The organism is Anabaena sp. CCY 0017, from assembly GCF_963920885.1.
Taxonomy (GTDB): domain Bacteria; phylum Cyanobacteriota; class Cyanobacteriia; order Cyanobacteriales; family Nostocaceae; genus Nodularia.
Window position 1 is genome coordinate 1 of the sequence record NZ_CAWUDG010000001.1, and the last position, 22,362, is coordinate 22,362.

15 protein-coding genes, 1 pseudogene and 1 riboswitch are annotated in these 22,362 nt (G+C 41.0%); of the genes and pseudogenes, 10 read left to right on the forward strand and 6 right to left on the reverse strand.

Going from position 1 to position 22,362, the window contains the following annotated elements:
* The first annotated feature begins 446 nt into the window (after nucleotides 1–446).
* The gene (locus ACM0OW_RS00005) at nucleotides 447–581 is read left to right on the forward strand and encodes a hypothetical protein (RefSeq protein ID WP_414547995.1); all 135 of its coding nucleotides are present in this window, start codon (nucleotides 447–449) and stop codon (nucleotides 579–581) included.
* Between the two features lie 3 nt (nucleotides 582–584).
* Nucleotides 585–716 (forward strand): hypothetical protein, encoded by a 132-nt coding sequence (locus ACM0OW_RS00010; RefSeq protein ID WP_414547996.1) that lies wholly within the window; start codon nucleotides 585–587, stop codon nucleotides 714–716.
* A 368-nt stretch (nucleotides 717–1,084) separates the two neighbouring features.
* Here the strand turns inward: ACM0OW_RS00010 and cbiE are convergent, their stop codons facing one another.
* Nucleotides 1,085–2,296, reverse strand: coding sequence for a precorrin-6y C5,15-methyltransferase (decarboxylating) subunit CbiE (gene cbiE / locus ACM0OW_RS00015; protein WP_414547997.1), 1,212 nt, complete (start codon nucleotides 2,294–2,296; stop codon nucleotides 1,085–1,087).
* Nucleotides 2,297–2,516: 220 nt separating this feature from the next.
* Here cbiE and ACM0OW_RS00020 point away from each other — a divergent pair, with 220 nt between their 5' ends.
* The 5 genes from ACM0OW_RS00020 to cobJ all read left to right on the forward strand — a co-directional run bounded on the left by ACM0OW_RS00020 (nucleotide 2,517) and on the right by cobJ (nucleotide 7,856).
* Nucleotides 2,517–2,726 carry a hypothetical protein gene (locus ACM0OW_RS00020; RefSeq protein WP_089092695.1) on the forward strand — a complete coding sequence of 70 codons (210 nt, stop codon included), beginning with the start codon at nucleotides 2,517–2,519 and terminating at the stop codon, nucleotides 2,724–2,726.
* Nucleotides 2,727–2,853: 127 nt separating this feature from the next.
* A riboswitch (cobalamin riboswitch) is annotated at nucleotides 2,854–3,011 on the forward strand.
* A gap of 48 nt (nucleotides 3,012–3,059) precedes the next feature.
* Nucleotides 3,060–4,544 (forward strand): precorrin-3B synthase, encoded by a 1,485-nt coding sequence (cobG, locus tag ACM0OW_RS00025; RefSeq protein WP_414547998.1) that lies wholly within the window; start codon nucleotides 3,060–3,062, stop codon nucleotides 4,542–4,544.
* A gap of 66 nt (nucleotides 4,545–4,610) precedes the next feature.
* Nucleotides 4,611–5,237, forward strand: coding sequence for a precorrin-8X methylmutase (locus ACM0OW_RS00030; protein ID WP_414547999.1), 627 nt, complete (start codon nucleotides 4,611–4,613; stop codon nucleotides 5,235–5,237).
* A gap of 2 nt (nucleotides 5,238–5,239) precedes the next feature.
* On the forward strand, nucleotides 5,240–5,944 hold the full coding sequence (locus ACM0OW_RS00035; protein WP_414548000.1) for a precorrin-2 C(20)-methyltransferase: 705 nt from the start codon (nucleotides 5,240–5,242) through the stop codon (nucleotides 5,942–5,944).
* Between the two features lie 142 nt (nucleotides 5,945–6,086).
* Entirely contained in the window at nucleotides 6,087–7,856 is a 1,770-nt protein-coding gene (gene cobJ, locus ACM0OW_RS00040) for a precorrin-3B C(17)-methyltransferase (RefSeq protein ID WP_414548001.1), read from the forward strand.
* A 189-nt stretch (nucleotides 7,857–8,045) separates the two neighbouring features.
* On the opposite strand, the gene ACM0OW_RS00045 is transcribed toward cobJ, so the two are convergent.
* Nucleotides 8,046–11,000, reverse strand: coding sequence for a PAS domain S-box protein (locus tag ACM0OW_RS00045; RefSeq protein WP_414548002.1), 2,955 nt, complete (start codon nucleotides 10,998–11,000; stop codon nucleotides 8,046–8,048).
* A gap of 393 nt (nucleotides 11,001–11,393) precedes the next feature.
* Between ACM0OW_RS00045 and ACM0OW_RS00050 the strand changes: the two genes are divergently transcribed.
* A complete protein-coding gene (locus tag ACM0OW_RS00050) occupies nucleotides 11,394–11,915 on the forward strand; it encodes a sporulation/spore germination protein (RefSeq protein WP_414548003.1) in 522 nt (173 codons plus the stop codon).
* 162 nt (nucleotides 11,916–12,077) lie between these two features.
* On the opposite strand, the gene ACM0OW_RS00055 is transcribed toward ACM0OW_RS00050, so the two are convergent.
* From ACM0OW_RS00055 to ACM0OW_RS00065, 3 genes and pseudogenes are all read right to left on the reverse strand, one after another.
* Nucleotides 12,078–14,891, reverse strand: a complete 2,814-nt coding sequence (locus ACM0OW_RS00055; protein WP_414548004.1) for a PAS domain S-box protein — start codon at nucleotides 14,889–14,891, stop codon at nucleotides 12,078–12,080.
* A gap of 180 nt (nucleotides 14,892–15,071) precedes the next feature.
* Nucleotides 15,072–15,242 (reverse strand): photosystem II assembly protein Psb34, encoded by a 171-nt coding sequence (gene psb34, locus ACM0OW_RS00060; protein ID WP_414548005.1) that lies wholly within the window; start codon nucleotides 15,240–15,242, stop codon nucleotides 15,072–15,074.
* A gap of 267 nt (nucleotides 15,243–15,509) precedes the next feature.
* Nucleotides 15,510–15,638, reverse strand: a pseudogene (locus ACM0OW_RS00065) (Uma2 family endonuclease); the annotation flags it as partial.
* Nucleotides 15,639–15,833: 195 nt separating this feature from the next.
* On the opposite strand from ACM0OW_RS00065, the gene ACM0OW_RS00070 reads away from it, so the two are divergent.
* The gene (locus ACM0OW_RS00070) at nucleotides 15,834–18,263 is read left to right on the forward strand and encodes a sucrose synthase (protein WP_414548006.1); all 2,430 of its coding nucleotides are present in this window, start codon (nucleotides 15,834–15,836) and stop codon (nucleotides 18,261–18,263) included.
* A 43-nt stretch (nucleotides 18,264–18,306) separates the two neighbouring features.
* A complete protein-coding gene (gene pgmB / locus ACM0OW_RS00075; protein WP_414548007.1) occupies nucleotides 18,307–21,234 on the forward strand; it encodes a beta-phosphoglucomutase in 2,928 nt (975 codons plus the stop codon).
* A gap of 332 nt (nucleotides 21,235–21,566) precedes the next feature.
* Here the strand turns inward: pgmB and phnE are convergent, their stop codons facing one another.
* A complete protein-coding gene (gene phnE, locus ACM0OW_RS00080; RefSeq protein ID WP_414548008.1) occupies nucleotides 21,567–22,361 on the reverse strand; it encodes a phosphonate ABC transporter, permease protein PhnE in 795 nt (264 codons plus the stop codon).
* Between the last annotated feature and the right edge of the window lies 1 nt (nucleotide 22,362).

Here is a 22,362-nt window from a genome sequence, read left to right on the forward strand (position 1 = left end):
TATCTACTCTCTCTGGTTTCGTCAAGGGGTAAACCAAAGTTTTTTTAAAAGGGGCAAGCAAACTGACAAAAGCCTAGTTTTCAGATGATTTCAGCCTTTTAGGATTGGGCTTTGTAGTCGTTCTAAAACTATGCCGGCTGAGATGACAACACAAATAACCCAAATCTATAGACTGTCTTACAAGGGTAGCCCCAATACCAATCGTCTATGGCTTTGTAGTCAAGTGGCGTTCATCGAATAGTCGATAACTCTAGCACTGCCATGCCTTTATGAGTCTGTGGATAGAGGCGATCGCCTATTAACGCATAAGAAACTGAGAAACTGAACATATATATAGCGTGCAGGTAAAGTTTTCATGGATTGGTAAATAGGTGGGCGAGAAAATCTTTAAAACCCTACGATGGAATGATGTTGTGTGGTAATTTTTATTCTGGAAATCACCTTATATGCTGTCGATACATCTCCATGCTGATGATGAAACGGCTCAAAGTTTACACAAAGAACCAAATGGTAAAACTGAAGCTTGGCATATTCTTTGGGCTGCACCAGGGGCAGAAGTATTGGCGGGACTTAAGTTATAATTTATGCGATCGCAACTATTTGAAGCTTTTGCCGCCTGTGAATATGATTCTGTTTTGACTCGCCACTCGATTCAAACAGGAGATATTGTTTATATGCCCGCAGGCATCATTCACTGTTTTAAACCAGAGAAGTAAGTCGGCACAAATAAATCTAACTAAACCTTGTCTACTTTGAGAACTGTAGTTTTTAGTCAAGATGGTGAGATTGCTTCGTTACGTCGCAATGACAAAAACTCCACTTTTCATGATGGACAAGGTTTATGTAATAGAATGTAAAAAACCCAAGACCCTTGTGATTGCTTCACTCCACTTTGTTACGTTCGCAACGACATACATGGAAATTTTTACGCCGACTTACTTACACTTGTCTTTGAGATTCAACAAACCTCAAATCAGGCTCAATCGGTCATGCCGACAGATATGTATAGCATAGATTTCGAGGCGACCATAACAGAACTTTACAAAGATACAGAAATTTAAAGACCTCCGCGTGCCTTTGCGTTTCAATCCTTAATCACCATCCATTGAGTAACAGGTGACATAGCCCGCCAACCTAAAAACTTACCAATAGGTTCTGCTCTTTGCATAGCAATACGAGTTAAACTACCACCAACTTGGTTATACCATTTAAATAAAGTTTGCTCACCCTCCACAGTCACAACATTAGCCACTAACCGCCCACCCGGACGCAGTACTTTCCAACAGATATCAAAAAGCCCTGCTGCTGTAACTCCACCACCAATAAATATAGCGTCGGGTGTGGGTAAATCTTTCAAAATTGATGGTGCTTTACCGCTAATAATTTTTAAGTGGGGAGTTCCTAAAGCTGCTGCGTTATCGGCTATGTACCCCAGTCTAGAGGAATTCTGTTCAATAGCGATCGCCTGACATCGAGAATGAGTCCGCATCCATTCGATAGAAATTGAACCACAACCCGCGCCGACATCCCATAGTAGCTGTCCGGGAGTGGGAGCTAATTTTGCTAAAGTCACCGCCCTCACTTCACTCTTAGTTAACTGTCCATCATGATGATAGGCATGATCTGGCAATCCTGGTAATCTGGGTAAAGGTATTACCCCAGCATCAGCAATACATTCCAGTGCGATCGCATTCAACGGTGCAATTTCTGTTTCATGCCAATCTGCGGCTGTACCTTCGACAATTCTCTCATGAATACCGCCCAGATGTTCTAAAACTGTAATTTTGCTACCACCATAACCACGATTTGTCAAGATTTCGGCAACAATTGCGGGGGTGTCTTTTCCTTCACTCAAAATCAACAGTTTAGCCTGGGGATAGATATAAGCCTGGAGTAAAGAAGCTGGACGACCGCACAAACTCAAGGTTTCTATATCAGTGAAAGACCATCCCAGTTTGGCACAGGCGAGGCTGAAGGTAGACGGTGCAGGAATAATCGTAATTTCCTCTAGGGGAATTTGTCGGGTAATGGTGACACCGATACCATAACAGCAGGGGTCGCCACTGGCTAATACACAGATTGATTCACCCCGACGACGGATAATGTCGGCTATGGAGGTGCTAATGGGAGATGTCCAGGCTATTTTCTGACGTGGGTCATCTGGTGGGAACATGGCTAAATGGCGATCGCCTCCGACAATCACTTCAGCTTGGTCTACTAGAGAACGAGCGATCGCACTTAAACCCTGTAACCCATCTTCACCAATCCCCACAATCGATAGCCATTTCCGTGTCATAGAAGCTGTAATAATTTAACTAGATATTGCGGCTTTGACTGCGATTAAGAGCAGTTATTCTAATCTATTAATCAGGTTTTAACTCAACACTCCCAAGTTTGATGTTTATAACTTTTACTCGTGTGTTATAATGAGTAAGCATTACAACTGTTGAACAGGTAAAATATAGAAATATATATTTACTTGGGTTAATGAAATTTCACAATTAGGTTGGTATTAATTGAAAATTAAAGCGTTGGATGTCAAAGCAGGCGATCGCATTATTGCCTATTGCAAGAATAAAATGCAAGTTTGCAAGGTGAAACGCATATTAGAACCTGGTTCTAGCAACATCACACTATCTGTATTCACATCCGAGCATTATCGGGGATGCTTAGTTTCCTGTGTAGTCCGGTTCCAGTGTGACACCTTAGTTGATTTAGTACAATAAAATTAGTAGAATTTTGCGTAATTAGCCCAAAAAATGTCACAGGCTTAATCTCTGGTTTGTCAATAAATTCTCCAAATATATCAAGTGATATATTTAACTGAATATTAAAAATATGCAGCATCCAGCGAGCTGAATACCTGATCATGTTAAATTAATAAAGCTAAGAGTTGGGAAACTCCGGTGAAATTCCGGGACTGTGCCGCAGCTGTAATGGGAAGGCCAAAACAGAGCATTGAGTTTTTTACTTGCCAAGTCAGAATGCCAACCATAGCAGTGTATTAAAGACACACTCACTATCTACTGCCTGCGTCGCACAGGGAAGGAGTTACAGTTTTGCTGTCCGGTTTTGCCTTATGTCCTGGTTTGTTTTATGATACAGCCGCCCAAGATGGGATATTATCTCGCATCAGAATACCAGGTGGAATTCTGGATAGTCAACAGTGTCATGCAATCGCAGATATAGCAGAGAATTACGGGGGCGGTTATGTTGATGTTACCAATCGCGCCAACCTCCAAATCAGGGAACTGCGTTCGGGAATAAATCCAGCAGTTCTCAAGCATTTACAAAATATCGGTATCGGTTCTCGCAATTTTGCTGTTGACCACATTCGGAATATTATGACCAGCCCCACTGCTGGTATTGATCCCCAAGAATTAATTGATACTCGTCCCTTTGTGCAAGACTGGGAAAATTATATCGCCGCACATCCTCAGCTATCAGGACTATCAGCAAAATTTAGCGTTTGCTTTGATAGTGGTGGTAAAGTTTCGGTGTGCGATCGCCTCAACGATATCATGTTTGCTGCTGTCTTAATTGACGGGAAAGTTTATTTTCGGCTATGTCTCAGCGTCGGTGTCAAGGGAAAACCACCCGTTGATATGGGAATTGTCTTATTACCAGAGTTATGTTTGCCACTTTTGGCAGCTTTAGCAGATATTTATCTCAATTATACTGACCCTAACAGTCGGCGCAAGCTGCGTTTGCGAGAGCTGTTAAATAACTTAGGTTGTGAAAATTATCTGCAAGAAGTTGAACAACGTCTAGGTTTTAACCTCACCCCTCAGCGACAGTTGAATAAAACCAGTCTCGAAAAAAATTCAAAATCTAACTATCAACATATCGGCATTCATCCCCAGCGTCAGCCAGGCTTATTTTATATTGGCGTGGTTTTACCGTTAGGTAGGCTAGAGAGTCAGCAAATCCGGGGTTTAGCTGATTTAGCCCAAAAATTCGGTAGCGGGACTCTGAGGCTAACTCCTTGGCAAAATTTACTCCTGACTGATATTCCACAGCGATCGCTTACCGATGTCAAGAGTGAAATCGCTGCTCTAAAATTAGATATATCGGCAAGTAATATCAATACTGCATTAGTTGCCTGTTCTGGTAATAAAGGTTGTGCAGCATCTGCCACAGATACTAAAGGTGATGCTTTAGCATTAGCAAAATATCTCGAAACTCATGTTAGTCTGAATCACCCAGTTAATATTCACTTTAGCGGCTGCGAAAAATCTTGCGCCCAACATAGTCATAGTGATATTACCTTGCTCGGTGTCAGTCTAGAATCAGAACATGGAACCTTGGAAGCTTATCATATTTATGTTGGTGATAGCTGGCGTAGCGAAGCCATAGGTGACAGCAACCAAAAATTTGGTCGTCAACTCTATCAATATGTCACAGTGGCCGAACTACCTGTATTGTTAGGGCAGATGTTACAAGTTTATAAAATTCAATGCCGAAATCCTGATGAATCCTTTGGAGAATTTGTTAATAGATATGGAATTGCCCAATTACAGCCGTTATTCTCCCCAGTGAGTTAGGGTTATTTCTGTTAACTTGCGTGGCATAGCCATTACCATTCACCATTCACCATTCACTATTTTCCCATGTCTGACTACATCCGAGATGCTAACGAAATTTACAGTAAATCCTTTGCCATTATCAGAGCAGAAGCCAACCTAGATGTGCTGCCGCCAGATGTAGCAAAAGTGGCTGTACGCCTGATTCATGCCTGTGGAATGACTGATATCGTCAATGACTTGGGATATTCATCAACGGCAGTACAGACTGGACGCGCAGCACTAGCAGCAGGTGCGCCGATTTTGTGTGATTGCCGAATGGTTGCCGAAGGTATTACGAGAAAGAGACTACCTGCAAACAATCAAGTTATTTGCACTCTTTATGATGTGGAAGTACCAGCGTTAGCTAAACGTTTGGGTAATACGAGATCAGCTGCTGCGGTGGAGTTGTGGCGATTGCACTTAGAAGGGGCAGTGGTAGCAGTTGGAAATGCACCGACAGCATTATTTCGGTTATTAGAAATGCTGGAAGAAGGAGTGCTGAAACCAGCGCTAATTTTAGGTTTCCCCGTAGGATTTGTGGGTGCGGCAGAATCAAAAGCAGCATTGGCAGCAAATAGCAAAGGTGTACCATTTTTAACATTACATGGTCGGCGTGGTGGCAGTGCGATCGCCGCCGCAGCAGTTAATGCCCTAGCAACAGAGGAAGAATAATCATGCAAATCAAAGGCCGTCTCTATGGAATTGGCGTAGGGCCAGGTGATCCCGAACTATTGACATTGAAAGCACTGCGACTATTACAGGCTGCCCCTGTGGTAGCTTATCAGTCAGCAGTAGATAAAGAAAGTATAGCGCGAGCGATCGTTTCCCAATATCTCACCGGGAATCAAATCGAAGTGCTGTTTCACCTCCCCCGCGCCTTAGAACCAGAAACGGCCAATTTGATTTATGACAAAGAAGTTGCACCAATAGCCGAACATCTAGCAGCAGGAAGGGATGTAGTGGTGTTGTGTGAGGGTGATCCGTTTTTTTACGGTTCTTTCATGTATGTTTTCACCCGTTTATCTGAACACTACAAAACCGAAGTTGTACCAGGAGTTTCTTCACTTATGGCTTGTCCTGTAGCCTTGGGTGTACCATTCACTTATTACAACGATATTATGACCGTTTTACCTGCCCCCATGCCGGCAGAAGAATTGACTACGCACTTACTAGCAACCGATGCGGCGGCGATAATGAAACTAGGTCGCCATTTTACCAAAGTGCGAAATGTTTTACATCAATTAGGATTGGCATCACGAGCATTGTATATTGAGAGGGCAACAATGACACAGCAGAGAATTGTACCCCTGGATGAAGTTGATCCCGATCAAGTACCCTATTTCTCAATGATTATCATCCCAACCAAAAATCGACTATAGGTTTAATAACAACTTCTAGTTATGATTCGTATTTATTTGAAAAACCACAGGCTTAAATTACCTAGCCATACACGAAAGATTATCTGTGTCTATATGTGGTTTGATTTGAAAGGATATCAAATTTTACAAAATATCTAATTAAATGATCACAAAGATTGTACCTGCCGTTGTGGTACTGGGTCAAAACAGTGTACCAGTAGCCCGAAAAATCATCGATGTCCTGCCAGGGGCGACATTATACGGTTTGGCAGGACGCACATCTGGTGTTGATGTCACTTTCACTAACTTCGGTGATACAGTGCGCGAGTTATTCGCAGAGGGAACACCGTTAATTGGTATTTGTGCTGCTGGCATTCTGATTAGAACCATCGCACCAATGCTTTCTGATAAAAAACAGGAACCGCCAGTATTAGCTGTAGCTGAAGATGGAAGTGCTGTGGTTCCGCTTTTGGGTGGACTGAATGGCGTGAATGATTTGGCGCGACGCATTGCTGAGGAACTTGATGTTAAACCTGCAATCACTACAACAGGTGATATCCGTTTCCGCACAGCGCTATTATCTCCTCCTCCTGGATATCATTTAGCCAATCCAGATGACGCGAAGAAATTTATCTCAGATTTATTAGCTGGGGCGCAAGTCAAGCTTGAAGGTTCAGCACCTTGGTTGAGTAATAGTCAACTACCGATAGACCCCAACGGCGATTTAACTATTCAGGTTACAGAACAATTAGTCACTCCTGCACCCGACCGCCTGGTTTATCACCCAGCAACTATAGCGATTGCGCTGAACGCACGCTCCGCGAACGCCATCAGTGATACTGTTGATCTAGCTTTAGTACAACAATTGTTAGCAGATGCCGAACTTGCCCCCGCATCAGTAGCTGGAATATTTGCACCTATCAACATGGCGAATAATCCCAGCTTAAAAGCCATTGCTAACGCCTTTAAAGTACCTACACGCTTCTTTACCTCAGATAAACTAGAAAATTTGACAGCACAAGGTTATAGCCCAGCCCAAGCCATAGCCATCAACGCCACTGGTTCGTCTCCCTTATCCTCCTCATCTTCCCACCTAGCGATCGCCATTGCGCCCAAACCCATAGACCCCAGCACCATAGGTCAAGCACAGGGGCGGTTAGCCATTATTGGCACTGGGCCAGGTGGTTCACAGTGGATGTCTCCAGAGGTGAAAGAAATACTCAAATCTGCAACTGATTTAGTGGGTTACAAAACATACATAAATTTAATTGGTTCTCTCGCTGATGGTAAACAACTGCATGAGTCCGACAACCGTGAAGAAATTGCACGGGCAACAATGGCGCTGGATTTGGCAGCACAAGGGCGGTATGTAGCCGTAGTATCTTCTGGTGATCCTGGGATATATGCAATGGCTGCGGCTGTATTTGAGGTATGCGATAGCGCAGCGCTCCGTAGGAATCGCAACCCCAAACCGGAATGGGATAGTATAGACATTCATGTTGCACCAGGGATATCAGCGATGCAAGCGGCGGCGGCGGTTATTGGTGCGCCTTTAGGACATGACTTCTGCGCGATTTCCCTGTCTGATATTTTAAAACCTTGGTCAATTATTGAACAACGAATTGCTGGAGCTGCTGAAGCTGATTTTGCGATCGCCTTTTATAATCCCGTGTCCACAGAGCGCACTTGGCAACTAGAAGCAGCGAAAAATATTTTGCTGAAATATAGAACACCAGACACCCCAGTAGTATTAGCCAGAAACATTGGCAGACCAGGGCAGATGGTGAAGGTAATCAAACTTGACCAATTAACAGCAGATTCAGCCGATATGCGAACAGTTATTCTAATTGGTTCCAGCCAAACCCGAACAATTCAGCGTAGTGATGGCAGCATTTCCGTTTATACACCAAGACAGTACATTCAACAAATCTAAGCCTACGCTACACTATGGCTCTAAGCGCAGTCATACCCGGTTCGCGAAAGTTTTAGCAGAGCTTTTTAATTACTGAAAGCCTTGATGTAGGGGCGGGTTTACAGATATGTTCAATTACCAATATTATTTGAATAAACCCACCCCTACTTGGTTTCTACTCAGCACTCAGCACTCAGCACTTTGCTATAATTACTGACTAATAGGAATTTCAATTAAAAATTCTGCACCTTGTCCAGGAATGGAATTACAAGATAACTTTCCATGATGTTTATCTACTATAATCTGATAACTAATAGATAGTCCTAATCCTGTACCTTTACCCACATCTTTAGTAGTAAAGAAAGGATCAAATACTTTTTCTAATGTTTTTTCGGGAATTCCTCGACCATTATCTGCAATACGGATTGCTACTGTGTTTGTATTCACAACTTCAGTAGTAATACGAATTTGTCCTCCTTCGCCAACAAACTCTTCTTCCACAGCATCAAGAGCATTACTTAAAATGTTCATAAAGACCTGATTGAGTTGTCCAGGATAGCATTCAATTGTAGGCAAATTACCATACTCCTTGATAACTAATATCTCTGGATGATTTGGTTTGGATTTCAGGCGATTTTGCAGAATCATCAAAGTACTATTAATACCATCGTGAATATTTACCTGTTTAAACTCGGCTTCATCTAAACGAGAAAAACTTCGTAGAGATAACACAATTTCCCGAATCCTTTGGGTTCCTATTTGCATAGAATTAAGCAATTTAATCAGGTCTTCTTTCAGAAATTCCAAGTCGATAGCGGCAATTTCTGCTTGAATTTCCTCCGGGGGATTGGGAAAGTGTAGTTGATAAAGTTCTAGGAGACACAGCAAATCTTCAGTATATTCACTGGCTGGGATGAGATTACCATGAATAAAATTAACTGGATTATTAATTTCATGAGCGATCCCCGCAACCATATTCCCAAGTGAGGACATTTTTTCACTGTGAATAAGTTGAGATTGGGTGCGTTGGAGTTCGTATAGGGTATTTTCTAAATTTTGGGTTTGTTGCTGCAATTTGATTTCAGCTTGTTTGCGATCGCGAATATCACGTGTAATCGTCGCTAAACACAAAGGCTCACCAGTTTCAGAACTCTTAACTACGAACACGTTAAAATCAACGGGAATTGCTTCTTCCGTCTGAAGATTCCGCAAACGATATTCACCTTGCCACAGACCATGTTCCATGACAGTAGGTATAATTCGCTGCTGCATATCTTCTATATCTTCAGGAAGCATATATTCAAGAATATTGAAATTTTTGGCAACTTCTAAGCTATCAACACCCACTAACTTGAGTCCAGCTTCATTAATGAATAGGGATTGTCCTTCTAGAGAAGCGCAACCAATCAGATCACTACTATTTTCAATTAGTGAAACAAACATTTCTCGGTCTTGTTCGGCTTTTTTGTGTTCTGTGATGTCGGTCACTGTCACCACAAGCTGATTAATGCGTGAAGCATTATCAAACAGTGGTGTAATATTCAAGAGCCACCAAGAATGTTTTTCATCGGCACAGAAATATTCTTCAAAGAATATGCTTTTGCCAGACTGAATACATTGTCTGTAATGATGATGATGAATATCCGCCATTTCATCTGGTAGTGCCTCAGCCATCAATTTTCCGACAAAGGATTCCAAATATATGGGGCTAGTTCTCAAAATAGCTGGATTAAATTTGACGTAACGAAATTCTTCCTGATTTTCTAAAATGTCCAAGACATAAATGCCATAATCCACATTTTCCCAAATGCTTTGTAAAAACTGTGCCTGCTCTTGCAGTTTTTTTTCTGCTTGTTTGCGTTCGCGTAGCGCTGCTTGCATATCGCTAATATCAACAAAACAGCCATACCAGATGATTTCACCTCCTGGCTGAAGTTCTGGGCGAGATACTGCCTTGATCCATTTTTTTTGACCAGAGACAGAGGTAGTTTGCCACTCATATTCAAAGTTTTGCATTGTTTGGGCTGAGTGGGCGATCGCTAGCTTGAATCCTGGCCAATCTTCAGGTTCAATATAGTTAAAACCTAATGTGGCATTTTTTTGAACTTCTTCCGGTTCTAGTCCCAAAAGTTCTCGGCATCCTGAAGAAACGAAGGGAAAAGACATCGTACCATCCGGGTCAAGACAAAATTCATATAGCATCCCTGGTACATTGTCTGCTAGTCTTTGCCATCGGGCTTCAGCTGCTTTAAGTGCAACTGTACGCTCTTCAACTCTAAATTCTAGCTCTTCATTCAGTTGTTGAAGTTCTGCTTCCTTTCGCTTCAACCCAGTTATATCCAATAGCACTCCACAAAAAATTACCTCTCCTTGCTCATTTCGCATAGGAGTTGACTCTCCCTGCCACCAACGTATTTCGCCATTAGGCTTCACCAATCGTCCCTCATAATGCCAAGGAGTAGAATTTTGGACTGCGACTGCTACTGAAGCAATACAACTGTCAAAATCCTCTGGATGGATCAGAGTAAAAAAACTATTTAAATCCTGGATCATTTCAGATGCGGTGATACCTGCAAGCTCCCAAATAAAGTCGCTTATATAGTCCACTCTCCAAATATCGTTACGGTTCGTGAACTGAAAAATCGCACCAGGTAAATTAGCGGCAATATCTCGGAAGCGTCTTTCACTATTTGCCAGAGCGATTTCTGCTTGTTTTTGAGCAGTAATCACTTGTGTAAACATGATCAAACCACCTATTTGTCCAGATTTTTCATACCAAGGTTGGATCTCCCATTTCACCCAATCAGTTTTTCCGTTTGCACGCAATAAGGCATTTTCCTCACATTTCTCAATGGCTCCAGCCAAGCAGCGTTGATGAATTTCCCGCAAATCCTGGGAAATATCTGGGCAAATTTCGTAATGCGATCGCCCAATCAGATTTTCATCACCTAAGCCGTAATCTTCACGCCAACGGCGACTTACTAACAGGTATCGCATTTGGTGATCAAATATGGCGATCGCCGCAGGTGTACACTCTAAAAGTAAACCTATTTGATCTTGGCTATATTTCAGGTTATTGCAAATTGCTTGCTGACGCAGTTCTATGAGTTCTTGTTGAAGACAGTCATACGTATTTTTATCGAGAGTGATGAGATTACCAGTCATAGTCTCGTCTCTTTCCAGTTAAGGGCTTGCAGTGAAGTTCAATATCTATGTTTCCCAATCTCAAATTTAAAATTAAAATTCTAAAATCAACTCAAAAATTATCCTAATTGACCAGTCTCTAAACTCTGCATTTTGCCATTTTTAGCCTTCAGAAGCAAGGGGGGGAAGAAAAATAGAGAAAGTCATCATTTTAAATATAGAAGTTGGCAACATTATTTCTGGTAAATCTCTAAGCTTGGTATCCATTAAAATGATTTTTTCCTGAAACTCAGTTTAATTACTGCAATTGGTGATCAACAAATTTTACTAAGGGTAATATTTTTTGTAAATTTATGCAGAATTCATACAATGAAACTGAAGAAATGAATAGACACTCATCTAAGCATTATTAATATGAACAGCAAAAAGTATCTTTTATCACTGATAGTAGTAGCGATCGCCGCCAGCATCAGCAGTTGTAGTCCTAGTCCTACTTCCAGCAATATTGATAGTGAAACCCCATCTCCTACCATCACGCCACGAGAGACTCCCAAAACACCTACTACAACTTCTCCAGATCCCACAAGCCAGACTACTAATGTTACCTTGTATACAAGTGATCTTCAATGCCAAGAATTGATTCCCCAAGAAGTTTCAGTCCCAGCAAAAGAACCTGTAACAGGCGCGGTGGGTAAAATTATAGAAGAACAAAATACAGCTGATTTTGACTTGTCTGGTTATCGTGTTCAAGTCCAAAACGGCGTTGCTACCGTTGATTTCCGGCTATCTCCGGCATCGAAACGGCAGTTAGTTTCTCTTTCTAGCTGTGAACAATTTGCTTTATTTGGCAGTCTCCGCAAAACTTTAATGAGTAATCCTGAATGGAATATTAAAGAAGTTCGCTTCACTGAGCAAGGAAAAGAAGTAATTCTGTGAAACTTAGACAAACGCTGGATTAACTTTATTCAATATAAAAATATAGTATTGTAGGGTGCGTAAAGCACTAAAACCTAAATTATGCTGCATTACAGGTATTTTTAGATAAATAGACCACACGTTAGGGGCGCAAGACCTTACGCCCTTACTACTACAAATTATTCATTGACGAATGGGAATTTCAATCACAAATTCTGCACCTTCTCCAGGTATCGAATTACAAGATAAATTTCCATTATGTTTTTCAACTATAATCTGATAACTAATAGATAGCCCTAATCCTGTACCCTTACCCAGGTCTTTAGTAGTAAAGAAAGGGTCAAACATTTTTGCCAGAATTTTTTGCGAAATTCCTCGCCCATTATCTGCAATACGAATTGCTACCCTATTTTTATTAATAAGTTCAGTAATAATATGAATTTGTCCTTGCTGTCCTACAAAATATTCTTCCACCGCATCAATAGCATTACTTAAAATATTCATAAATACTTGATTTAGCTGCCCAGGATAGCATTGAATATTAGGCAATTGACCATATTCTCTTATGACTAATATTTCTGAATGATTAGGTTGTGCTTTTAGGCGATTTTGCAGAATCATTAAAGTGCTATCAAGACCATCGTGGATATTCACCTGTTTAAATTCGGCTTCATCTAAACGCGAAAAATTCCGTAGAGACAACACAATTTCTCGAATTCTCTGGGTTCCGACGTTCATAGAATGAAGCAATTTAATCAGGTCTTCTTTGACAAATTCCAAGTCGATAGCAGCAATTTCTGCTTGAATTTCCTCCGGGGGGTTGGGAAAGTGTAATTGATAGAGTCCTATTAGTCGCAGCAAGCCTTGAGCGTATTCGTTCGCTGGATTGAGATTACCATAAATAAAATTGACTGGATTATTAATTTCATGAGCGATACCCGCCACCATATTACCTAGTGAGGACATTTTTTCACTGTGAATAAGTTGAGACTGGGTACGTTGCAATTCGTATAAAGTATTTTCGAGGTTTTGGGTTTGTTGCTGCAATTTCATTTCAGCTTGTTTGCGTTCTGTAATGTCACGCCCTACACCCGAAATAGTCACTTCGCCACTGGGAGCGGTGACGGTTGAAGTATTAAAGCTAAACCATCGCCAGCTACCATTTTTGTGCTGGATTTGCACCTCTACACCAGAATGTTGCACTCCAGCTACCGCTTTGTATAAAGCTGAGTAGTTATTAGCTAAGGATTCAGGATCTGTAAACTCTGTTATGGAATGACCGACTATTTCCTCCAATTCATATCCCAAAATTGCGGTGATATTGGGTGAATGGTAAGTAAAAATGCAGTCTTCAGTTAGGGTATAGATCAAATCATTGGCATTTTCTACGATGTTACGGAACTGTAACTCACTCTGCTGTAGGGCTTCTTGGGCGCGTTTACGTTCTGTAGCGTCAGTACCTATTGAAAGAATTTCCAGTAAATTTCCTTGTTTGTCCAAAATGGGTTTATTCGCCCAGACGACCCAAACGCGATCGCCATTTTTACATAAATTTTCATTTTCGTTAAATAAATAATTTTCTGGGTTTTGGCAAATATCCACCATCAACGCTTGTAAGTCGCGCCCAGAGGTTTCTGTTTCTGGCACAATTGTCCCAATAACGTTACGTTTAACAATCTCATCTAAATCGAAACCAAAAAACCTTTGACCATAGTCATTTAAAAAGATCACATTGCCATTGCTATCCCAACGCAGAATGATACAGTTAGCAGTTTGCACCAAATCTCGATATTGTGCTTCGCTTTGTTGTAGAGCTTTTTCCGTCAGTTTACGTTCGCTAATATCCCGCACTACTGCTAAAATATGTGGCTTACCATTGTAGGTGCAGATTGTTGCTTTCACTTCTACATCAATTAACGTACCATCTTTGCAGACATCAACGGCCTGCCCATAAAATCCTTGATGAGATTTAATTTTCTGGACATAATCTTCAAAAATATGATGCGAATCTGGGTGTATGTAAACTAATGGATTTAAATTAATAAACTCTGCGTAAGTGTAGCCGTGCATTTGGCAAGCAGCCGGATTTACTTCGACAACTTTTTGTGTTTCTATTTCCGTAATTAATAGTCCATCATTGATGGCGGCAAAAATTGCCCGATATTGGAGTTCACTTTGACGTAGTGCTTCTTCTGCTTGTTTGTGTGGTGTGATATCGCTAAAACTCCACACTCTACCAATAATTTGTTTTCCTAAGCACTGCGGATGAGAATGTCGCTCAAATATTCTGCCATCTTGCAGTTCTAATAAATCGTAACTATCGACTTCTGGCTGTGTGTGTAATTCCCGAATACGTTGCGTAAATTGATGGGGATTTTTGAGTTGGTTGGCTAGATAAGCAATATGCTGTTCATGATCATTTTCCATCAAGATCTCTGGGGGAATTGACCAAATTTCTAGGAACTTCTGGTTGTAATTGAGAATATTCCCCAAACTATCGATAGCTAAAATGCCATCTTGTATTGATTCAAAGGTAGCGCTTAACAGTGATAAAGAATTTTCTAAAGCTTGCTGGGCTTGCTGGCGTTGGTTAATATCTTCTTGAGCCTGAGTGACATCCCGAATTACCAATACGGCACAATGATCATCAGTGAGTTCTATATAATTGCCGGAAATTTGCAACATTAGGGAACGTTGATTGTACTGAAATTGATAATTTGTAGTTTTATACTCTCCACTATGTATGAGGACATCGGGGTAAGCTGACGAATCAACAAGTTTTCCCGCTTGGAATAGGGGCAATAAGTCACTTAGAATTACGCCATCAATCTTACTGTGTGGTTGGTTTACCAAATGCTTAAAGCTAGAATTGCACCATTGAACACGTCTGTCTTCTCCCACCCAGACTACAGCATCTGCGATCGCACCTAATGTTACTTCCATCTTGGCGAGGGTAGTCTGCAATTGCCTCACTTGTTCTAGCTGTTCAGCGCTCATCACCAACTCCTTGATGCCTCTAGGATAGAGATTTTATCCTAGAGGCATCACTTTACGACTCAATTACAGCAAAATTACATAATTAGTTTGGAGCAGCAAAAAACCCCGGCGAAACTAACCGGGGTGAGAAGGAGAAGTCCAAATGACGATGAGAGATACCGATACAGAAATCCAAAAGTCTTAGCTAACGCCCAAAGCAACCAAAATTAAAGTAGTTACAAGCAATGTAGCAAACGCACCTTGCACAGCATATTGACGTTGCTCCTGTTTGTTGGGGTAGGTAGAGCGGTACATTTGGGGTTCGTTGGCGTAGTTATTCAGAATGCCGCTTTCGTTAATGGTTGTATACATAATGTTTTTCTTGTATTTGTTACCTTATGTAAACTAATATAACAACATTGTTACGATTCGTCAATGTGACTTGACAAAAAATAGTGGATGAAGGTAATAAGATATGCTTATTACAGCACAATTAGACATAGCCTGTAAAAATTACGACTAAAAGCAGTAAAGATTTACTGGCTGGTGCTAGTTAAAATATCATTCAGGCGATCGCATTTTTAAATCCGGTTGGCTAGCCTTTGCGTCTCTATCTGAGAAAGTAAGATTAACTCACAATACTAAGGAATCTAGCGCCCCAGCCATTGCGTAGATATAGCCATCAATATAGTCGTGTTTGATGTCACTCTGTTCTTCCATCTCTAAGTATTCTTCGGAGGTGAAGTAGATTTCCGGGTCAGCAACCATATCTAAAACCTCAAGGTATAGACTTTATTGCTGGGGTTTCATCCCCAAGCCAGAAGTGAACAGCTTTCCTACTATCTAGCATAGAAATATAAAAATGGGAAATGTACCTCTAAGATCATAGTTGCTGTTTGTGTAGCGTCTCGGAAATAGGAGAGATAAATGAGGTCTTAACCTACTATCGTTGTGATATTTGTCATGCATGAATTATTTGAAACTGTATTAGACCGTGACGAAAAAATTACTCTACGTCAGTTTATCTTGGCATTAAGTGCTACCGATAAACGTTATTTTTTAAGAAACGAAATTTTACATAATTTTGCCCACTTCTGTCACCAATATCAAAAGCCTACGTACTTTTATTATTCTTCTTCTATTGGCAGACTAATTCATAATACCCATGAAATGATTTTAGAAGCAGAAGGCACTTGGTTTGTAGTTCGACCCAGGATTGGTAGTCAACAAGTGTGGCGACTGCAAGCCGATTTCTCTGGATTTGAATCAATGACACCGCAAGCGTGGTTAGATGTAAGCGATCGCCTCGTTAATCGCTATCAACCACACATTCTCGAAATCGATTTTCAACCCTTTTCGGAAGAATCCACCAGAATTACTGACCCCAGAAACATTGGTCAAGGTCTAGCCTTTCTCAATCGTTACCTGTGCGATCAACTGTCTAATGACACTCATTATTGGCTAGAGGTGATATTTCAAGCATTATATCAACTGACTTATGATCAAAAACCTCTGCTAATCAGCGATCGCATTCCCTCCGGTCTTCACCTAGTTAAACAAATAAAGCAAGCCCTAAAATTTCTCAATCAGCAACCCCCGGAAGAACCTTACGCCAATTTTCGCCCTCACCTCCAGGAACTCGGCTTTGAACCAGGGTGGGGTAATACGGCCGGGCGCATATCCGAAACCCTAGAACTTTTAGAACAACTCATTGATAACCCCCAACCAGCCATTTTAGAAGCCTTCGTCGCCCGTGTCCCCGCAATTTTCCGCGTCGTTCTCGTCTCCATTCACGGTTGGGTTGGTCAACAAGATGTTTTAGGTAGAGATGAAACACTAGGTCAAGTGATTTATGTTCTAGAACAAGCCCGCAGCTTAGAAAATAAACTCCAAGCAGAAATCAAACTTGCTGGTCTTGACTTATTAGGAATTCAACCCCATGTAATTATCCTCACCAGACTCATTCCTAACTGTGAAGGTACAGAATGTAATTTGCGGTTAGAAAAAATCCATGATACTGAAAATGCTTGGATATTACGCGTTCCCTTTGATGAATTCAATTCTGATATTACCAACAATTGGATTTCTAAATATGAAATTTGGCCTTATTTAGAAACATTTGCTCAAAATGCCGAAAAAGAACTCTTAACTCAATTTAAAGGTTGTCCCAATCTAATTGTAGGAAACTACAGCGATGGTAACTTAGTCGCCTCCCTGATTTCCCGCAGCTTGAAAGTTACCCAATGCAATATAGCCCATTCTTTAGAAAAACCTAAACACTTATTTAGTAACTTATATTGGCAAGAGTTAGAAGATCATTATCACTTCTCGGCACAATTTACCGCCGATTTAATTAGCATGAATGCTGCTGACTTTATTATCACTTCATCTTATCAAGAAATTGTCGGCACACCAGACACAATCGGTCAATACGAGTCTTACAAGTGTTTTACCATGCCTGAGCTATATCATGTGATTAATGGGATTGATTTATTCAGTCCTAAATTCAACATGGTTCCGCCGGGAGTCAGTGAAAATATCTTTTTCCCTTTTAGTCAAAAAAACAGGCGAAATCCCGAATTTACCAACCAAATACATGATTTAGTTTTTGAGCGTGAACATCCCCAAATCCTCGGTCACTTAGAACACCCTAACAAGCGCCCCATCCTCACTGTCGCGCCCATTAGCTCAGTTAAAAATATCACGGGCTTGGCGGAATGTTTTGCTAAAAATCGGGCATTACAAGAGCGTTGTAACCTAATTATTATCACGAGTAAACTGTATCCAAATGAAGCCATAAACCCAGCAGAAGCAGAGGAAATTCAAAAACTCCACGACATCATCAATGAGTACGAACTCCACGGAAATATACGCTGTATAGGGATGCGTCTTCCTAGCCATGAACTGGGAGAAGCCTACCGAGTAATTGCCGATTCTCAAGGAATTTATGTCCACTTTGCCCGGTTTGAATCCTTTGGTCGCAGTATTTTAGAAGCGATGGTTTCCGGCTTACCAACTTTCGTCACTAAATTTGGCGGTGCTGTAGAAATTATTGAAGAGCAAGAAGATACTTTTCATATTAATCCTACAGACTTCAAAGCAACAGCGCATCAAATTTTGAGTTTCATAGATCAATGTGAGACTCAATCTGAACGTTGGACTGAGGTTTCCCAGATGATGAGCCAACGAATTATTAATAAATATAATTGGAATTTAAACACGAGTCAAATCCTATTACTGGCGAAAATATTTAGATTTTGGAACTTTGCTGCTCCAGAAAACAAGGCAGCCCAAAATCGCTATTTGGAAACCTTATTTCATCTCATTTTTAAACCCAGATCCGAAAAAATTTTATCAGAACATATACAGCATTCTATCGTCATGAAAAATTAACAACTTTTTCTGGATAATTTTGAATGTAGCCAAGGGATTCGCGATGAATAAAAACAGTCCTAATAACCATTTTATCTATACGGATTGGATATTAATTGAGACTCAATTTGAACCGGAACAGTTGCACTCAAGAGAAACAGTGTTCACAATTGGCAACGGATACCTGGGAACACGGGGAAGTTTTGAGGAAGGTTATATTCGTGCATTACCAGCTACTTTCATCCACGGTGTCTATGATGATGTTCCTGTAGTTTATACAGAACTCGCCAATTGTCCCGACTGGCTACCATTGGTAATAAGTATAAATGGCGATCGCTTCCGTTTGGATCAGGGAGAGATATTAAGATATGATCGACAACTTGATTTACGTCAGGGTATTTTTTCCCGTTCTCTGCGTTGGCGCAGTCCCAGTGGGGAAACTATAGATATTCACTTTGAACGCTTTGCCAGTTTAGCTGACCAGCACGTATTAGGGCAACGCTGCCAAGTAACGCCTGTAGATTTTGATGGGATGATCGAAATTCAGGCGAGTATTAACGGCTACCCAGAAAATCAAGGTTTTAATCACTGGGAAGCTATCGACCAGGGTAAAACCGAAGCAGGAATTTGGTTACACAGTCGGACTCGCGGTTCCCGGATTGATATTGGCATGGCAGCCAGGATGGTAATATCGGGAACTGAAGCAGCTTTAGAAGTGCATACTGCCCCTGGCTACCCTACCTTAACTGCAACCTTCCTTGCTACATCACAGCAGACGGTGACAGTAGAGAAAACTGTGACAGTTTTTACTTCACGAGATGTTTCCCAACCAGTCCCAGCAGCGCAAGAAAAACTCGCGCAATTACCAGACTATATAACTTTGCTGCAAGCCAACGCCCAAGCATGGAATGAGATTTGGCACTATAGCGATATCGTGATTGAGGGTGATAGTAAAGCGGCTTTTGCTGTGCGTTACAATCTTTTTCAACTGCTAATTGCTGCGCCGAAACATGATGAAAAAGTCAGCATTCCTGCAAAAACTTTGTCGGGTTTTGGCTATCGGGGTCATATTTTTTGGGATACAGAAATTTTTATTCTGCCATTTTTTACTTTTACCCAACCTGCTTTAGCCCGGAATTTATTAAGTTATCGCTGTCACACTTTAAATGGTGCGCGACGCAAGGCATCCCATTATGGTTATAAAGGGGCGATGTATGCTTGGGAAAGTGCGGTTACAGGGGATGAAGTTACACCACGTTGGTCACTTCCTAGCGATTTTTACGGTGAAGATATTCGCATTTGGTGTCGTGACCACGAAATACACATTAGTTCCGATATTTCTTATGCTGTTTGGTATTACTGGCAAGCCACCGGCGATGATGAATGGATGCAAAAGTGCGGTGCTGAGATTATTTTAGATACCGCTATTTTTTGGAATAGTCGAGTTGAGTTTAATTCTGAACAAGACCGCTATGAAATTCGGGGGGTGATTGGAGCAGATGAATATCACGAGTTTGTCCACAATAATACCTTTACTAATCGGATAGTACAATGGCATTTAGAAAAAGCTTTGGTAGTAGATGATTGGCTGCATCAAACTTTCCCAGAACAAGCTCAGGAATTAGAGCAGAAATTACAACTCACGGCTGAGATTAAAACTCAGTGGTCAGATATCGTCGCTAAAATTTGGATTCCTTACGACGCTGAAACGGGATTAATTGAGCAGTTTGAGGGGTTTTTTCAGTTGGAAGATATTAACTGGAATGACTATGAACCACGCACTCAGTCGATGCAAGGAATTTTGGGTATTGAAAAAACCAATAAGTTGCAGGTACTCAAGCAGCCAGATGTCTTGATGTTGTTGTACTTAATGCGGGAATTAGGAGATTTTCCCTACAATCAAAAATCATTACAAGCAAATTGGGACTATTACGCGCCCCGCACTGATATTACTTATGGTTCATCACTTGGCCCTGCTATCCATGCGATTTTAGCTTCAGATTTAGGCAAGTCGGCTGAGGCTTACGAACGGTTTATGCAAGCAGCAATGGTGGATCTTGAAGATGTCCGAGGTAACGCCGCCGATGGGATTCACGGGGCGAATGCGGGGGGAATTTGGCAAGCTGTGGTGTTTGGTTTTGGTGGGATTAAACTGAGGGATAGTCGCCCTGTAGCCAACCCTCATTTACCCAGGGGTTGGACACGCTTGAAGTTTAAACTGCACTGGCGCGGTAAATGGCATGAGTTTGATTTACGTCCCCAAATCACTCAGAAGGAAAGCAACAACGGATTTATTTTATTTGCTCCTTCGTCTTCCCACACTTCTAATATCCAGGGGGTGATATTTGATTTAGATGGTGTGCTAACAGATACAGCAGAATATCACTATCAAGCTTGGCAGAAATTAGCAGATGAGGAGGGTATGGAGTTTAATCGGCAAGCTAATGAGGCGTTGCGGGGTATATCCCGTCGGGCTTCTCTGATGCGGATTATTAAGAATAAAAAATATTCAGAGGCAGAAATTCAGGAAATGTTGGAGCGTAAAAATCGCTACTATGTGGATCTAATTGTAAATATTACACCCAAGGATGTATTACCAGGTGCGATCGCTTTATTGGATGAATTGCGAGAAAAGGGCATTAAAATTGCCATTGGTTCAGCCAGTAAAAATGCCCAGGTGGTTGTAGAACGTTTGGGAATTGCTGATAAAGTTGATGCGATCGCAGATGGTTATAGTGTACAACAACCCAAGCCAGCCCCCGACCTGTTTCTGTATGCAGCCGAGCAATTAGGAGTTCCACCAGAGCAATGTCTGGTTTTTGAAGATGCTGCGGCGGGTGTAGAAGCTGCTTTAGCGGCTGGGATGTGGGCTGTAGGTTTAGGCCCCTCAGAACGCGTCGGTACGGCTCATGTTGTTTTGCCTAGTTTAGCAGGTGTGAAGTGGGCGGAGTTACAAGACAAATTGAGTGATACTTTTGCACCAAAACATTGATTTTCTGCAAAATTTATTGGGTTGGGTGAAAGCATTAGTATTTTGTCAAAAAATAATTGCCATATTTTCTGTAGAGACGGCAATTTATAGCGTCTCTCCAACTAGTACAAGTCGGTGTAAATAAACAGATTATTCAAAATCAATGAAAAGCTTAGAGGATAAAATTTTTGGGCGTTGCTGAATTTGAATATGAAATTCTAAAAATACATCTCTTCAACTCTTCTTCTCTGCGACTCTGCGCCTCTGCGTGAGGTAAATTCATATCTTAATTCAGCAACGACAATTTTTGGCTTTTGACTTCCGGCTTGCGGTACTAGGGAACGACCCGAAAACTACATTGATTCTAAATAACGGCGTAATTTACTACTAAACCAATCAATAACTGTTACTACTACTAAAAGCACTAACATCATGGTTGTGGCTTTGGTATATTCAAAACCATCTATGTAGCTTTTTAATTGAAAACCTATTCCTCCAGCACCAACTACTCCTAATACGGAAGCAGCACGAATGTTATATTCAAACATCCACAGAGTATAACCTAATCCTAGAGGTAATATTTGTGGTAGTATCCCATACTGAGCAATTTGTATTTTTGATGCACCAATAACTTGTAAAGATTCTAAGGAACGATAGTCTACTGATTCTATACCTTGTTGATAAAACTTAGCCAGATAGCCAATGGTATATATTGATAATGCTAGTGTGCCGGCAGGTGCGCCTAAACCTGTAGCAGCTACAAAGATTAAACCCAATATGATTGAAGGTATAGAACGAATAGCATTTTGTAGTAAGTTAGCTATCCATCTTAACCACAAAGGCGCTACATTATTGGCGCTAGCTATAGCAATTGGTAATGAGAAAATTGCACCTATAGATGTTCCCCATAAGGACATTTGCACAGTCTCAATTAATGCTTTAATAGCAATATCTAAAACTTGCCAATTTGGAGGAAATAACCGATAAATAAAATCTGTGATGAAAGGCCAACTATCTTTTAATAATTGAAAATCAACTTGTAATCCTTGTAATGCCCAAATATAAACATATATCATCAAGAAAAATATACATAAGGGAATAAACCAAGGATAACGATATAAAATTTGCCAATTAAAAATCTTTTTCATT

What these genes read in the sequence shown, in the direction of transcription:
- ACM0OW_RS00005 (WP_414547995.1), top strand. Translation starts at nt 447, where the DNA reads ATGCTGTCGATACATCTCCATGCTGATGATGAAACGGCTCAAAGTTTA.
- ACM0OW_RS00010 (WP_414547996.1), top strand. Translation starts at nt 585, where the DNA reads ATGCGATCGCAACTATTTGAAGCTTTTGCCGCCTGTGAATATGATTCT.
- cbiE (WP_414547997.1), bottom strand. Translation starts at nt 2,296, where the DNA reads ATGACACGGAAATGGCTATCGATTGTGGGGATTGGTGAAGATGGGTTA.
- ACM0OW_RS00030 (WP_414547999.1), top strand. Translation starts at nt 4,611, where the DNA reads ATGTCTGACTACATCCGAGATGCTAACGAAATTTACAGTAAATCCTTT.
- ACM0OW_RS00035 (WP_414548000.1), top strand. Translation starts at nt 5,240, where the DNA reads ATGCAAATCAAAGGCCGTCTCTATGGAATTGGCGTAGGGCCAGGTGAT.
- cobJ (WP_414548001.1), top strand. Translation starts at nt 6,087, where the DNA reads ATGATCACAAAGATTGTACCTGCCGTTGTGGTACTGGGTCAAAACAGT.
- ACM0OW_RS00045 (WP_414548002.1), bottom strand. Translation starts at nt 11,000, where the DNA reads ATGACTGGTAATCTCATCACTCTCGATAAAAATACGTATGACTGTCTT.
- ACM0OW_RS00050 (WP_414548003.1), top strand. Translation starts at nt 11,394, where the DNA reads ATGAACAGCAAAAAGTATCTTTTATCACTGATAGTAGTAGCGATCGCC.
- ACM0OW_RS00055 (WP_414548004.1), bottom strand. Translation starts at nt 14,891, where the DNA reads ATGAGCGCTGAACAGCTAGAACAAGTGAGGCAATTGCAGACTACCCTC.
- psb34 (WP_414548005.1), bottom strand. Translation starts at nt 15,242, where the DNA reads ATGTATACAACCATTAACGAAAGCGGCATTCTGAATAACTACGCCAAC.
- ACM0OW_RS00070 (WP_414548006.1), top strand. Translation starts at nt 15,834, where the DNA reads ATGCATGAATTATTTGAAACTGTATTAGACCGTGACGAAAAAATTACT.
- pgmB (WP_414548007.1), top strand. Translation starts at nt 18,307, where the DNA reads ATGAATAAAAACAGTCCTAATAACCATTTTATCTATACGGATTGGATA.
- phnE (WP_414548008.1), bottom strand. Translation starts at nt 22,361, where the DNA reads ATGAAAAAGATTTTTAATTGGCAAATTTTATATCGTTATCCTTGGTTT.